The sequence below is a fragment of the Clostridium sp. chh4-2 genome (assembly GCF_002899675.1).
Lineage (GTDB): Bacteria > Bacillota > Clostridia > Lachnospirales > Lachnospiraceae > CHH4-2.
In genome coordinates, this window is record NZ_PKUU01000024.1 from 86,373 (window position 1) to 101,943 (window position 15,571).

11 protein-coding genes are annotated in these 15,571 nt (G+C 47.3%); all 11 read left to right on the plus strand.

Annotation, left to right across the window (positions count from 1 at the left end):
* The first annotated feature begins 208 nt into the window (after positions 1–208).
* The 11 genes from C0033_RS21345 to C0033_RS21395 all read left to right on the plus strand — a co-directional run bounded on the left by C0033_RS21345 (position 209) and on the right by C0033_RS21395 (position 15,545).
* Positions 209–814, plus strand: coding sequence for an HAD family phosphatase (locus C0033_RS21345; protein WP_103229938.1), 606 nt, complete (start codon positions 209–211; stop codon positions 812–814).
* Positions 804–3,044, plus strand: coding sequence for a DMSO/selenate family reductase complex A subunit (locus tag C0033_RS21350; RefSeq protein ID WP_103229939.1), 2,241 nt, complete (start codon positions 804–806; stop codon positions 3,042–3,044). Before C0033_RS21345 ends, C0033_RS21350 begins: the two co-directional genes overlap by 11 nt.
* 896 nt (positions 3,045–3,940) lie before the next feature.
* Positions 3,941–5,353 carry an MATE family efflux transporter gene (locus C0033_RS21355; protein ID WP_103229940.1) on the plus strand — a complete coding sequence of 471 codons (1,413 nt, stop codon included), beginning with the start codon at positions 3,941–3,943 and terminating at the stop codon, positions 5,351–5,353.
* A gap of 348 nt (positions 5,354–5,701) precedes the next feature.
* Entirely contained in the window at positions 5,702–6,787 is a 1,086-nt protein-coding gene (gene leuB, locus C0033_RS21360; protein ID WP_103229941.1) for a 3-isopropylmalate dehydrogenase, read from the plus strand.
* Positions 6,788–6,811: 24 nt separating this feature from the next.
* Positions 6,812–8,473: a dihydroxy-acid dehydratase gene (gene ilvD, locus C0033_RS21365; protein WP_103229942.1), complete on the plus strand. Its 1,662-nt coding sequence runs from the start codon at positions 6,812–6,814 to the stop codon at positions 8,471–8,473.
* 79 nt (positions 8,474–8,552) lie between these two features.
* Positions 8,553–10,235 (plus strand): biosynthetic-type acetolactate synthase large subunit, encoded by a 1,683-nt coding sequence (gene ilvB / locus C0033_RS21370; protein WP_103229943.1) that lies wholly within the window; start codon positions 8,553–8,555, stop codon positions 10,233–10,235.
* Positions 10,236–10,307: 72 nt separating this feature from the next.
* On the plus strand, positions 10,308–11,393 hold the full coding sequence (serC, locus tag C0033_RS21375) for a 3-phosphoserine/phosphohydroxythreonine transaminase (RefSeq protein WP_103229944.1): 1,086 nt from the start codon (positions 10,308–10,310) through the stop codon (positions 11,391–11,393).
* A gap of 40 nt (positions 11,394–11,433) precedes the next feature.
* Positions 11,434–12,597, plus strand: coding sequence for a phosphoglycerate dehydrogenase (locus C0033_RS21380; protein WP_103229945.1), 1,164 nt, complete (start codon positions 11,434–11,436; stop codon positions 12,595–12,597).
* Positions 12,597–13,841 carry a DUF1015 family protein gene (locus C0033_RS21385; protein WP_103229946.1) on the plus strand — a complete coding sequence of 415 codons (1,245 nt, stop codon included), beginning with the start codon at positions 12,597–12,599 and terminating at the stop codon, positions 13,839–13,841. The genes C0033_RS21380 and C0033_RS21385 overlap by 1 nt, the downstream gene beginning before the upstream one ends.
* 338 nt (positions 13,842–14,179) lie before the next feature.
* Positions 14,180–14,905 carry an NlpC/P60 family protein gene (locus C0033_RS21390; protein ID WP_180994844.1) on the plus strand — a complete coding sequence of 242 codons (726 nt, stop codon included), beginning with the start codon at positions 14,180–14,182 and terminating at the stop codon, positions 14,903–14,905.
* Positions 14,906–15,071: 166 nt separating this feature from the next.
* Positions 15,072–15,545 (plus strand): hotdog domain-containing protein, encoded by a 474-nt coding sequence (locus tag C0033_RS21395; RefSeq protein ID WP_103229947.1) that lies wholly within the window; start codon positions 15,072–15,074, stop codon positions 15,543–15,545.
* Positions 15,546–15,571: the final 26 nt, after the last annotated feature.

Here is a 15,571-nt window from a genome sequence, read left to right on the forward strand (position 1 = left end):
GTTAAAGAAACAAGGATATGCGAATAAGCAGAACAGAGAAGGCTGAGCCGGTAACAGCGGCAGAATCCGTCTTTCCTGTTCTGCTTTTTGCGTTCCCTGCCGGCGTATTGCCGGAAGTTAAAAAAGAATACCGAAGCCCGGGGAAATGTGGTACAATTTAGGCTGTATAAATTTGTAGGAGTGATAATAACCTGACGGAGGAATTGAAATGATAAAGAATATTGTATTTGATATGGGAAATGTCCTGGTGGCCTATGATTCCATGAGGGTGTGCCGGCAGTTCATTGAGGATGAACAGGACCGTGAAACGGTATGCACGGCGATATTCGTATCGCCGGAATGGATCTTTTTAGATATGGGTGTAATATCCGAAGAGGAGGCTTTAAAGAAGATTATTAAACGCCTTCCAAAAAGGCTGCATGAAAAAGCAAAGCTTTGTATGGAGCATTGGCCTGATTACTGTATGTGGCCCATCGAGGGAATGGAAGAGCTCATTAAGAATTTAAAGGAAAGGGGTTACGGGATTTATCTCTGCTCGAATGCTTCCATGAGACTTCCGGATATGTATAAAAAAGTGATTCCCGGAATCCGGCATTTTGACGGAGTTCTATTTTCGGCTTCTGAAAAATGCATTAAGCCCCAGCGCCAGATATATGAGGCCCTGTTCTCCAGATTTAGTTTAAAGCCGGAAGAATGCTTTTTCGTGGACGATCTTCAGCTAAATATCGACGGGGCCAGGGAATGCGGTATGGACGGATATTGTTTTGCGGATGGAGATATTGAAAAGTTGAAAGGTGTTTTGTATGGACTGTAATGATGATATCAAGATCATCCCCACCACAGGAAGGAATAACTGCGGCGGCAGATGTATTATTCAGGCTCATGTGAAGGATGGAAAGATTATGAAGCTGACTACGGACACGAAAGAGGCGGCGGGAAGCGGTGTGCCGCTCTGTGCCTGTGCCAAAGGGCTTAATTATCATAAAACATTTTTAGGTGAAGACCGTCTGAAATATCCTATGAAGCGGATTGGAGAGAGAGGAGAAGGGCGGTTTCAGCGGATTTCCTGGGAAGAAGCTGTAACAATTATTGCTGAGGAATGGATGCGTATCCGGGATACCTATGGGCCGGGTTCCCGTTATGTGAATTATGCGACGGGAATCAGCGCCCTGATGAGGGGTAATAAACTGGCGAAGCGCCTTCTGTGCATGGACGGCGGTTTCCTGGATTCCTATAATTCTTACAGCACCGCATGCATCCGGCAGGCCACGAATCTGATGTATGGAACAGGTGAGACGGGAAATAGTCTGGAAGATTTGCTGAACACAAACCTGATTATCCTTTGGGGCCATAACCCGGCTGAAACAAAATTTGACAGCGGGACCATGTATTATCTTAGGAAAGCGGTGGAAAAAGGAATTCCGGTCATAGGTGTTGATCCCAGGGAAAATGACACCATCCGCCAGTTGGGCGCGGAATGGATAGCCATCCGCCCTGCCACGGACAGCGCGATGATGGACGCCATGGCATATGTGATTGCAGAGGAAGGGCTTTTAGATCAGGAATTTCTGGACCGGTGTTGCCTTGGATTTGACGGCAGCCATATGCCGGAAGGGATTGACCCGTCAGAATCCTATCTGTCCTATTTAAACGGAGAAAAGGACGGCATCAGGAAAACTCCGGAATGGGCGGAACCCATAACAGGAGTGGATGCCAAAACGATCCGTTCTCTAGCCATCCGTTATGCAACGGCCAAGCCGGCTGCCTTGATCCAGGGGTACGGGGCCCAGCGCCATGCTTATGGGGAACAGAGTACCAGGGGAGGAATTGTATTGGCATGCATGACCGGAAATGTGGGGATTTCCGGAGGATGGGCCAGCGGAACCGCAGACTGCACCCGTCACAAAAACCCTGAATTTCCATCCCCGGCCAACCCTTACCAGAAGAAGATCCCGGTATTTTTATGGACGGATGCCGTTAAACGGGGACATGAGATGACGGATCTGGATGGAGTGACAGGAGGCAAAAAACTGGATTCAGACATCAAGATGATCATCAATCTGGCCGGCAACTGTCTGATCAATCAGCACAGCGATATTAACAGGACGGCAGAGCTTTTAAAGGACACGAAAAAATGTGAATTTATTCTGTGCAGCGACCTGTTCATGACCTCCAGCGCCAAATTCGCGGATATCCTGCTTCCCGGCACTTCCATGTTCGAAGGTGAAAATATTACAATGCCGTGGCTGTACGGTGATTTTCTGGGATTCAACAATAAAGTGATTCCGCCGTTGTATGAAAGCCGGTTTGAATATGACTGGCTGGCGGAAGTGGCCGAAAAAATCGGATTAGGGGAAGAATTTACCCAAGGCCGGACTGCGGAGGAATGGCTGGAAACCATTTACAAGGAACTTCAGAAATCGGAGCCGGAACTGCCAGACTATGAGCAGTTTAAAGCTGCCGGTATTTACAGATATCAGAATAATCCGCGGGTGATCGCATTTGAAAAAGAATGCCAGGACCCGGTAAAACATCCGTTTCCGACAAAAAGCGGCCTGATTGAGATTTTCTCTCCTGAAATCTACAATACAAAATTTAAAGATTTCGTACCGGCAATTCCAAGATACGTGGAACCGCTGGAAGGCCCTATGGACCCGTTAACGGAAAAATACCCGATCCAGCTGATCGGATGGCATACAAAGAGGCGCTGCCACAGCATCCACGACAATAACAAGGAACTTCACAAACTGGATCCCCAAGCACTGTGGATGCACCCGGAAGACGCGGCCGCCCGCGGCATAAGCGATGGAAACATGGTTTTAGTGTGGAATGACCGAGGCAGAATCCAAATTCCCGTAAAAGTGACGGCACGCATCAAAAAAGGAGCTGCGGCCCTTGCCCAAGGCGCTTGGTACCAGCCGGGCCCGGACGGCACAGACCTGGCCGGCTCCATCAATGTGCTTACCTCCCAAATGCCAACCACCTATGCCAAGGGAAATCCACAGCACACAAATTTAGTTGAAATCCGTAAAATTGTTATTTAACTGAGTTGACGAAAGGTACGCACGAAATCGGGATGCGGGGAAGGAAGAGGCGGTCTTTACGGGACCCCGGGCTGGGGGAAACGAAAAAAGGCCAATTGGGATTCGGGATTCGCCCCTAAGTGATACTAAGACCCGCAAGTACAGAAAGAGACAGGATCGCGCCCATTTGCAGTGAACTCCTTATGACTTCACTGCTCAAGGGGCGCTTAGAAACTGATTCGGAATTCAGTTTCTACCTGTCTCTTTCTGTACTTGCGTGCCTAAGAATCACTAAAGGGGTTCCATACGCTCCCAATTATCCTTTTTTCGTTCCCCCCAGCCCGGGGTCCCGTAAAGACCGCCTCTTCCTTCCCCGCATCCCGATTCCGTGCTGGTTTTCGTCGGCCTGGTTAAAAACAATAGATGTGCTTAGGTAGTTGTATAGAACCGCATTTACATAGATCTTCAAGGGATTTTCAGAAATGCCTTCATGGTTGATGTAAAAACTTACTCACTACTCCACCAAATCTTTTTTACCCTTAGCTAGCCAAGCAGCAGCCGGAAAGAAGGGGAAGCCCAGGCGGGCGGCGGAAGTAATCAGCGAAATGGGATCGTATGGAACCCCTTAGATGTACTTAGATCCGCAAGAACAAAAAGAGACAGGTAGAAACTGAATTCCAAATCAGGTTCTAAGCGCCCCTTGAGCAGTGAAGTCATCAGGAGTTCACTGCGAATGGGCGCGGTCCTGTCTCTTTTTGTCCTTGCGGGTCTTAGTACATCTTAGGGGCGAATCCCGAATCCCATTTTGCCGATTACTTCCGCCGCCCGCCTGGGCTTCCCCTTCTTTCCGGCGTACCTTAGTCCACTAAATAAAGATTTTCTCATTTAAGATTGATGTATCTGTATTTGGTGCTATAATGTATTTATGTGAGTACAAAGATCAGGGGATAAAGGGTAAGAGCGTGGAGAATAAGATAACAAAATCATTACAAGAGAACTCGGAGTACATAAAGACAGCGGCTAATATGGCTTGGCCGGCGGTGTTGGAATCGTTTTTTGTGGCATTTGCCGGAATGGTCGATTCCCTGATGGTTAGTTCCATCGGGGCTTATGCGGTGGCTGCGGTAGGACTTACGACCCAGCCTAAATTTATCGGTTTAGCATTATTTATTGCCAACAACGTGGCAGTTTCTGCAATTGTGGCCAGGAGGAAAGGGCAGCAGGACAGAAAAAGCGCCAATCAGACCATGATGATTTCTCTTATGTATGTGGTCATTATAGGAACACTGGTCAGCGCAGCCTGTGTGTATTTTGCAGATCCGATTATCAATTTATGCGGTGCCGGGCCGGATACTCATGAAAGTGCGGTTATCTATTTTCAGATTATTATGGGCGGCATGATGTTTAATATCATATCCTTAGCGATTAATGCGGCACAGCGTGGTTCCGGCAAGACGAAGATTGCCATGAAAACCAATGTGACGGCCAATGTAGTCAATATGATCGGCAATTATCTGCTGATCGGCGGTAAGTTCGGTTTCCCGGCGCTGGGAATCCGCGGTGCGGCTTTGGCTACTGTTTTCGGAACGTTTGTGGCCTGCTGTATGAGCATCGCATCCATTTTGTCTAAAGACAGTTTTGTCAGCATTCCTTATATTATAAAAGAAAAAGTGAAGCCGACCATTGCGCCTGTGCGGAGTATGGTGAGAATCGGTTCCAATATCTTCATCGAGCAGATCCTCATGAGAGTCGGCTTTATGTCGGTTGCGGTGATGGCTGCTAAACTGGGAACGGATGCATTTGCGGCTCATCAGGTGGGGATGAATGTTATGAGTTTATCCTTTTCGTTTGGAGACGGCATGCAGGTGGCTGCGGTGGCTTTAATCGGGCAGAGTTTGGGAGAACAGAACCCGGAGATGGCCAAGCTGTACGGAAAAATCTGTCAGAGAATGGGGAATGTGATCTCTGTCATTCTGTCGGTCTTTTACCTGTTCTGCGGACATTTTCTGTTCAGCCTTTATTTTAAGGAAGAACATATCATAGCTATGGGAGTTATGATTATGAAGATCGTTATGATTATCGTTCTGCTTCAGATCGCTCAGGTGATCTATATGGGATGTCTGAGGGGAGCGGGGGATGTGCTTTTCACCACTGTGGCATCCACCATCAGCGTGACGCTGGTTCGTCCGTTGTTTTCCTATCTGTTCTGCTATGTGATGGGGATGGGAATAATTGGAATTTGGCTGGGGGTTGTATCGGATCAGTTCTGCCGTTTTGTTCTGACCACATGGAGGTTTAAGTCGGGCGTGTGGACAAAAGTTAAAATCTGATTCCGATTTGCAGGCAGAAAACGCTCAGGAATGAGCGGTAAGGTATCGGGCCGCAGAAGCGGTCCGCCGCAGACGAAGAGTCCCTCAAATGGGATTCTTTCTTAAATAGAAAGACAGATAAAAGCTCATCCGGCCGGCCTAAAAGAAAATTCCTTCACGAAATATAAAACTCCGATATAGATTTACCTTCATATCATAACGTCAGGTTATGAACCTGATTCCAATCTTGTATATCCCAATCTGCAAAAATCACTTGCTAATAGTTGAAATCTCCCAGTAAATGCGATATTATGTAAAGAAACAATTGCGACATAACCGCGAGAAATGAAGAATAAGGGAGACATTTGTATGGATTATAATGTAGTTACCATTTCAGGCGATGGGATAGGACCTGAGATTGTCAGGGAAGCCTGTAAGGTATTAGACAAGGTGGGGCAGGTATACGGCCATACATTTAACTATACCGAAGTGCTGATGGGAGGATGTTCCATCGATGCATACGGAGTGCCTCTTACGGACGAGGCATTGGAAACAGCGAAAAAGAGTGATGCGGTTTTGCTTGGCGCCGTAGGCGGCAATGTGGGCAATTCCAGATGGTACGATGTGGCACCAAACCTGAGACCTGAAGCAGGATTGTTAGCCATCCGCAAAGGTCTTAATTTATTTGCAAATATCCGTCCGGCTTACCTTTATAAAGAACTGGCCGAGGCGTGCCCGCTGAAGAAAGAGATTATCGGCGATGGTTTTGATATGGTGATTATGAGAGAGCTGACAGGCGGCATTTACTTCGGAGAGCGCCATACGGAAGAAGTGAATGGAGTCATGAAAGCCACCGACACGCTTACATATGACGAGAATGAGATCAGAAGAATTGCAATTAAGGCATTTGACATTGCCATGAAGCGCAGAAAACAGGTGATCAGCGTGGATAAGGCCAATGTGCTGGATTCATCGAGACTTTGGAGAAAAGTGGTGGAAGAGGTTGCGAAAGATTATCCTGAAGTAACGTTAAGCCACATGCTTGTCGATAACTGTGCAATGCAGCTGGTCATGAATCCGAAGCAGTTTGACGTGGTGCTGACAGAGAATATGTTCGGAGACATTTTATCGGATGAGGCCAGCATGATCACCGGCTCCATCGGCATGCTGTCATCCGCCAGTTTAAATGAAAGCAAATTCGGAATGTACGAGCCGAGCCATGGTTCCGCACCGGATATTGCCGGAAAAGATATAGCGAATCCGATAGCGACCATCCTTTCGGCAGCGATGATGCTCCGTTATTCCTTCGATCTGGACAAAGAGGCGGATGCCATCGAAGCTGCAGTCCAGAATGTGCTGACAGAGGGGTACCGCACTGTGGATATCATGTCCGAGGGCTGTGTTCAGACAGGCACCGCAAAGATGGGCGATCTGATCGCAGAACGGATCGGTTAAGAAGAACAGGAATGGAGGATTAAGATGAAAAGTGATAATGTAAAATGTGGGATGCAGCAGGCGCCCCACCGTTCCTTATTCAATGCGTTAGGTATGACAAAAGAGGAGATGGATAAGCCGTTAGTAGGTATTGTAAGCTCCTTTAACGAGATAGTTCCGGGGCATATGAACCTGGATAAGATTGTGGAAGCCGTAAAATTGGGAGTTGCCATGGCAGGCGGAACACCGGTTGTATTTCCGGCGATCGCAGTCTGCGACGGAATTGCCATGGGACATATCGGAATGAAATATTCCCTGGTAACCAGAGATCTGATTGCGGACTCCACGGAATGTATGGCGTTGGCCCATCAGTTCGATGCGCTGGTCATGGTTCCGAACTGTGATAAGAATGTACCGGGACTTTTGATGGCTGCGGCACGCGTTAATGTACCCACAGTGTTCGTCAGCGGCGGTCCGATGTTAGCAGGCCATGTACACGGACAGAAAACAAGCCTTTCCAGCATGTTTGAGGCGGTAGGTTCCTATACAGCCGGTACGATGAGCGCTGAAGAAGTGGAAGAATTTGAAAATAAAGCCTGCCCGACCTGCGGTTCCTGTTCCGGTATGTATACGGCCAACAGCATGAACTGTCTGACGGAAGTTCTGGGCATGGGATTGCAGGGCAACGGAACCATTCCGGCCGTTTACTCCGAGCGCATTAAGCTGGCAAAACATGCCGGTATGGCCGTTATGGAGATGTACAGAAAGAATATCTGTCCCCGTGACATCATGACGAAGAAAGCGTTTATGAATGCCCTCACCATGGATATGGCGCTGGGATGCAGCACCAACAGCATGCTTCACCTTCCGGCAATCGCTCATGAAGCAGGAGTAGAGTTGAACGTGGACATTGCCAATGAGATCAGTTCCAAGACGCCGAACCTGTGTCACCTGGCTCCGGCAGGACATACATATATTGAAGAATTAAATGAAGCCGGCGGCATTTACGCCGTTATGAATGAGATCAGCAAGCTGGGACTTCTGAACCTGGACTGCATGACCGTGACCGGCAAAACCGTAGGAGAAAATATCAAAAATTGCGTCAACCGGAATCCGGAAGTTATCCGCCCGGCGGAAAATCCATATTCATCGACCGGCGGCATCGCAGTGCTTCGCGGAAACTTAGCGCCTGATTCCTGCGTAGTAAAACGTTCCGCAGTGGCGCCTGAGATGCTGAAGCATGAAGGGCCTGCCAGAGTATTTGACTGCGAAGAAGATGCGATCGAAGCCATCAAAGGCGGTAAAATTGTAGCAGGAGATGTGGTTGTAATCCGATATGAAGGGCCAAAAGGCGGTCCTGGTATGAGAGAGATGCTGAATCCGACCTCGGCAATTGCCGGTATGGGGCTGGGCTCCAGCGTAGCACTGATTACGGACGGCCGTTTCAGCGGCGCTTCCAGAGGCGCTTCCATCGGCCATGTATCTCCGGAAGCTGCGGTGGGCGGACCGATTGCCCTGGTGGAGGAAGGCGATATCATCGAGATCGATATCAATGCCAATACCATCAATATGAGAGTTTCCGAGGAAGAACTGGCTGCAAGAAAAGCAAAATGGCAGCCCAGAACTCCACAGGTGACCACCGGATATCTGAAACGTTATGCGAAACTGGTAACGTCAGCTGACCGGGGCGCTGTATTAGAAGCGTAAACCGTTCGGTCAGGACGGCAGTGACATCAACCCGCCCCGTCGGATTGAATCAGGAGAAAGAACAAGGAGTAGGGAATATATGGCAAAATTGACAGGAGCAGATATAGTTATTGAATGTTTAAAGGAACAAGGGGTAGATACTGTTTTTGGTTATCCGGGCGGCACCATTTTAAATATTTATGATGCCCTTTATAAACACCAGGATGAGATCACGCATATATTGACTTCTCATGAACAGGGAGCGGCTCATGCGGCCGACGGCTATGCCAGAGCCACCGGAAAAGTCGGCGTATGTATGGCGACTTCAGGACCCGGAGCGACCAACCTCGTAACCGGTATTGCGACCGCATATATGGATTCTGTTCCGATTGTGGCCATCACGTGCAATGTGGCGGTAAGCCTTTTGGGACGCGACAGTTTCCAGGAGATCGACATCGCCGGAGTGACCATGCCGATTACGAAATACAACTTTATCGTAAAAGATATTACAAAGCTGGCAGACACCATCCGCCGTGCATTTTCAATCGCCCAGTCGGGGAGGCCCGGCCCGGTTCTCATTGATATCACAAAGGATGTGACGGCAGGACTGTGTGAATATGAATACAAACAACCGGAAAAGGTGGAACGCCAGACCGATTCCATCACGGAAGAGGATATGGAGCGGGCGCTGGGCATGATCCGCAATTCGCAGAAACCGTTTATCTTCGTAGGAGGCGGCGCTGTTCTGGCGGACGCGTCCGATGAACTGAGAACATTTGCCCATAAGATCCAGGCGCCGGTTGCGGACAGCCTGATGGGAAAAGGAGCGTTTGACGGAACCGATGAGTTATACACCGGCATGGTGGGTATGCATGGAACAAAAACCTCCAACTTCGGATTTACCGAATGCGACCTTTTGATCGTTTTGGGAGCCCGTTTCAGCGACCGTGTAACCGGAAACGCATCGAAGTTTGCGAAAAATGCGAAGATTCTTCAGATCGACGTAGATCCTGCGGAGATCAATAAAAATATCAGAACACACGCCAGCATAATCGGCGATCTGAAATCGGTTCTGAGAAAGTTAAATGCGCGTCTTGACCCGGTTAATCATGATGAATGGATCGGACATATTGAACGGATGAAGGATATGTATCCGCTCCGTTATAATAAAGAAGGGTTGACAGGACCCGGAATTATTGAGACAATCTATGAATTAACACAAGGCGATGCGATCATTACAACTGAAGTAGGTCAGCATCAGATGTGGGCGGCCCAGTATTACAAGTATAAGAAGCCGAGAACATTTTTAACTTCCGGCGGTCTTGGAACCATGGGTTACGGCCTGGGAGCATCCTTAGGAGCTAAGATGGGATGCAAAGATAAAACGGTGTTTAATATCGCAGGAGACGGATGTTTCCGAATGAACATGAACGAGATAGCTACGGCTACCAGATACAATATACCTGTTATCCAGGTGGTTATTAACAACCATGTGCTTGGCATGGTTCGTCAGTGGCAGACCTTGTTCTATGGAAAGCGCTATTCACATACAGTATTAAATGACCAGGTGGATTTCGTGAAACTGGCGGAGGCCATGGGAGCCAAAGCATATCTGGTAACAAAGAAGGAAGAGTTAAAACCGGTTCTCAAAGAGGCGATGGAATTAAATATTCCTGTAGTGATTGAATGCCAGATCAACTGCGATGACAAAGTATTCCCAATGGTATCACCGGGAGCGCCGATTCAGGATGCATTTGATGAAACAGATCTCAAGATAAATTAATAGATATCCAGTGCGCGAAAGCGTGCTGGATTATGTTAATATAAAAACAATCTTTTATAGGAGGGAACGAAGATGAGTAGAGTGTATAACTTTTCAGCAGGACCAGCGGTTCTGCCGGAGGAAGTTCTGAAAGAAGCGGCAGCTGAAATGCTGGATTACCAGGGCACCGGAATGTCGGTTATGGAGATGAGCCACAGGTCAAAGGCGTTCGAAACCATTATTAATGACGCGGAAGCTGATTTAAGAGAGCTTATGAACATACCGGACAATTATAAGGTATTATTTTTACAGGGCGGCGCACATCTGCAGTTCTCCATGATTCCGATGAATCTGATGAAGAACAAGGTGGCTGATTATGTGATCACCGGACAGTGGGCGAAAAAAGCATATCAGGAAGCGCAGAAATATGGAGAGGTACATGCCGTAGCGTCCAGTGCGGATAAGACATTCAGCTATATTCCGGACTGTTCAGACCTGCCGATTTCAGACAATGCAGACTACGTTTATATCTGCGAAAACAACACCATCTATGGAACAAAATTCAAAACTCTGCCGGATACAAAGGGCAAAACACTGGTAGCAGACGTTTCCTCCTGTTTCTTATCTGAGCCGGTTGACGTGACAAAATACGGCCTCATTTACGGCGGCGTACAGAAAAATATCGGACCTGCAGGCGTTGTTATCGTTATTATCCGTGAAGACCTGATCACAGAAGGCGTTCTTCCGGGCACACCAACCATGATGCAGTACAAGATACACGCCGATGCAAAATCACTCTACAACACACCTCCTGCTTATGGCATTTACATCTGCGGAAAAGTGTTCAAATGGTTAAAGAAACGCGGCGGCCTTCAGGCTATGAAAGAATATAATGAAAAGAAAGCGGCTATCCTGTATGATTTCCTGGATGAAAGCAAACTGTTCAAAGGAACGGTTGTAAAAGAAGACCGTTCTCTCATGAACGTACCGTTTGTTACAGGCGACGACGAGCTGGATTCCAAATTCATCAAAGAAGCCAAAGCGGCCGGTTTTGAAAACTTAAAAGGCCACAGATCCGTGGGCGGAATGAGAGCCAGCATTTATAACGCGATGCCGATAGAGGGTGTAGAAGCGTTGGTTGAATTTATGAAGAAGTTTGAGGCGGAAAACGCGAAATAGAGTTTGTTTGCCGTATAAACGGCTGATATGGAGGATAGATATGAAAAAAATTCATTGCTTAAATGCCATTTCCAAATATGGCACAGATCTGCTGAACGAAGAATATGCTCTGACCGATAACATGGAGGAAGCCGAAGGCGTGCTGGTCCGCAGCGCAGCCATGCATGACATGACATTTTCCGATAACCTGCTGGCCATTGCCCGTGCAGGAGCAGGCGTTAACAACATCCCTCTGGCTTCCTGTGCCGATCAGGGTATCGTGGTATTCAACACTCCGGGCGCCAACGCAAACGGCGTTAAGGAACTTGTGATCGCAGGAATGCTTCTGGCTTCCCGTGACGTGGTGGGCGGAATCGAATGGTGCCGCGGCATCAAGGAAGATCCGGATATCGCTAAAGCGGTTGAAAAGGGAAAAAAAGCATTTGCAGGAACAGAAATCAAAGGCAAAAAACTGGGCGTGATCGGCCTTGGCGCCATCGGCGCAGAGGTTGCCAATGCGGCCGCAGCTTTAGGCATGGAAGTATACGGATACGACCCGTTTATCTCCGTAAACGCAGCATGGATGCTGTCCAGATCCGTTAAGCATATCACTGCAGTAGACACGATCTATAAGGAATGCGATTACATAACCGTTCACGTGCCGCTTTTAGACAACACAAGAGGCATGATCAATAAAGAAGTATTAAATGAGATGAAAGACGGAGTTGTGATTCTCAACTTCGCAAGAGATCTGCTGGTAAATGATGACGATATGGCAGAAGCTCTGGCCTCCAAAAAAGTGAAAAAATACGTAACGGATTTCCCAAATCCCAAATCAGCCAACATGGAAGGCGCATTGGTGATTCCTCATCTTGGAGCTTCCACAGAAGAATCCGAAGACAACTGTGCCGTTATGGCGGTAAAAGAGATGATGGATTATCTGGAAAACGGAAACATCCAGAATTCCGTTAACTATCCAAACTGCGATATGGGCGTATGCAAGTCAACCAGCAGAATCGCAGTGCTCCATATGAACATTCCAAACATGATCGGCCAGATTACAGGAAGCCTGGCAGCAGGCAATATCAACATTTCCGATATGACCAACAAGAGCCGTGATAAATATGCTTATACCCTTCTGGATCTGGAAAATGTACCGGATTCCATCACAATTCAGAAGCTGAATGCGATTAAAGGCGTATTAAGAGTACGGGTGATCTGCTGATGGCTGTTGTAAGACCTTTTCCATGTATCAGGCCGGCAGCGGATAAGGCAGCACAGGTGGCAGCACTTCCTTACGATGTTTACAATCGTAAGGAAGCCTGTCAGGCTGTTGCCGGAAATCCGCTGTCTTTTTTAAATATTGACCGGGCGGAAACCCAGTTTTCCGACGATGTGGATACTTATGATGACCGGGTGTACGCAAAGGCAAAAGAGCTTTTAGATGCCCGGATTGAAGACGGCACCTTTGTAGAAGACGGTTCAGAAGCTTATTATGTCTATGCGTTAACCATGGACGGGCGCCGTCAGGCGGGAATTGTGGCCTGTTCTTCCATTGACGATTATCAGAACGGCGTCATTAAAAAACATGAAAATACCAGGGAGAGCAAGGAGCTGGACCGTATCCGCCATATAGATGAGACGGATGCCCACACAGGCCCCATATTTTTGGCCTACCGGGCGGTGCCGGAACTGAGCCGGATTGTGGACCAAGCGATGTCTGAGCCGGAACTCTATGATTTTACCTCGTCCGACGGAGTGCGTCATCAGGTGTGGAAAATCGGTTCCGGGGAGATGATCCGCAGGATAGAAGCTTTATTCGGTCAGATTCCATGCACTTATATCGCCGATGGCCATCACAGAGCGGCTTCCGCCGTGAAAGTCGGTTTAAAGCGCAGGATGGAAAATCCTGATTATACAGGAAATGAGCCCTTTAATTATTTTTTGACCGTGTTATTCCCCGACGATCAATTGATGATACTTCCATATAACCGTGTGGTCCGTGATCTGAACGGCTTAACAAAGGAAGAGTTTTTAGAAAAGATTTCTGAACCGTTCCTGGTAGAAAAAGTTGGAACACAGGCTTATGAGCCGGAGGATAAGGGGAAATTCGGCATGTACCTGGATGGAGAATGGTACTGCCTGACAGCGAAAAACGGGATCTTATCGGACGATCCTGTGGCGGGTCTGGACCCTTCTATTTTGCAGGATAACCTGTTATGCCCCATTCTTGGAATTCTGGATCCGAAAACGGATAAACGGATTGACTTTATCGGAGGAATCCGCGGGATGAAGGAACTGGAGCGCCGTGTTTCGGAAGATATGGCGGCCGCTTTTGCCGTATATCCTGTTTCCATAGGGGAACTGCTGCATGTGGCCGATGCCGGACTTCTGATGCCGCCCAAGTCCACCTGGTTTGAACCAAAACTGAGAAGCGGATTATTTATCCATAGATTAAAAGAAATATAAATCATATAGATTACGGTTGGAGTGAAAAAAGTCTCCGCCCTGTGAATGGTTTTATCTGTTTGCAGGGCGGAGATTTTTTGTGCAGATGAGGAATTTAAAAGAAATATGACAATGTCCGGTTCAAAAAAGGGCTTTTCTTAAAAGAAAGATAAATATTCTTAATTTTTTATAAATATTTGTGCAAAATTTAATTAAGACAGCCTGGAATATATTTCCATTTAGAAGTTTTGTACAAAAAACTTGACTATTATGTAAAATGTGGTATAATACAAACGTAATAAATGTAACAATTACGTAATAACTTGATATATAATCTTAATTAATAGGAGAGTTTTGTAATGAAAAATAAAGCTTTATGCGCAGTTGCAGCACTGCTTATCTGTGGAACTATGGCATTTATTTCACCTGATACCGCTATGGCGGCTCAGAGTACGAACGAATCTTCTTTAAGCAGCGGAGAATACATAGCAACAATTGATAAACTTGTTAACATTAACAAAGAGCATGGAAGCGATGAAGTTTTATTACAGGCTCAGATCGGTGAGAAGTATCAGATTTTAGAAGATATGGGCGACGGCTGGCTGAAAGTTCAGGTTGGAGACCGTTACGGTTACCTTCCGGTGGACGACAATGCCACTGTTTCAACCATGAGCGAAGAGGACAAGCAGGCAGTGGAAGCGCTGGCAGCAAACCAGAGCAGCAAACGCCAGCAGGTAGTTGATTATGCCCTTCAGTTTTTAGGCGGCCGCTATTCTTACGGCGGAACCGACCCGCATACCGGAGTGGATTGTTCCGGATTTACCAGATATGTGATGCAGTACGGCGCAGGCGTTTCCTTACCCCATTCATCAGGCGGACAAGCCGGATCAGGTATTGGTATCAGCGCAGATCAGATGCGTCCCGGAGATTTAATCTGTTATGGAAACGGAAGCAGAATTAACCATGTGGCTATGTATATCGGCAACGGCCAGATTGTACATGCCTCTACATATGAAACCGGCATCAAGATTTCCAATTGGAATTACCGTCCGCCGGTAAAGATCGTTAATGTTTTAGGTGATTAGGAATTATTTGGGATAAATAGGATAGGATAAAAAGGAAGTGCCCCTGATTTCAGGAAGGCACTTCCTTTTTTCATAAAAATATCGTATATTAGGAAAGGATGTTTTTTCAGAAAACAGTGACGAAAAAACGGTATGCAGGTCTGCAGATCAGCGGAATGGAGGAAATATGGAGGAGCGTTTAAAAAAGGTGTCGGATTCACTGACAGAACAGGCGTATATTGTAAGAGCCAGATATTTGAATTCGTCAGGCCGTTTGTTCGGAGGCAGCCTGATGTCATGGATTGATGAGACGGGAGCGATGGCGGCCAGACGCCACTGCAATATGTCCGTTACTACCGTGGCAGTGGATAATCTGCAGTTTGTGGAACCGGTTCTGCTCAGTCAGATTGTGGTACTGGTTGCCAAAGTTACTCATGTGGGCAATACTTCTATAGAAGTGAGGGTGGATACTTATGTGGAAAATCTGGAGGGAATCAGAAGCCGTGTGAACAGGGCTTACCTTGTATACGTGGCTTTAAAAGACAATGTTCCGGCCAGGGTTCCCAGATTAATTGTGGAGTCAGAATCCGAAAAAGCTGAATGGGAAGCTGGAGAGCGCAGAGCCCTTCTGCGTAAAGAGCGAAGAAAAGAAGGTTATTAAATAGTAGTTACTGTTCACAGTTCCGG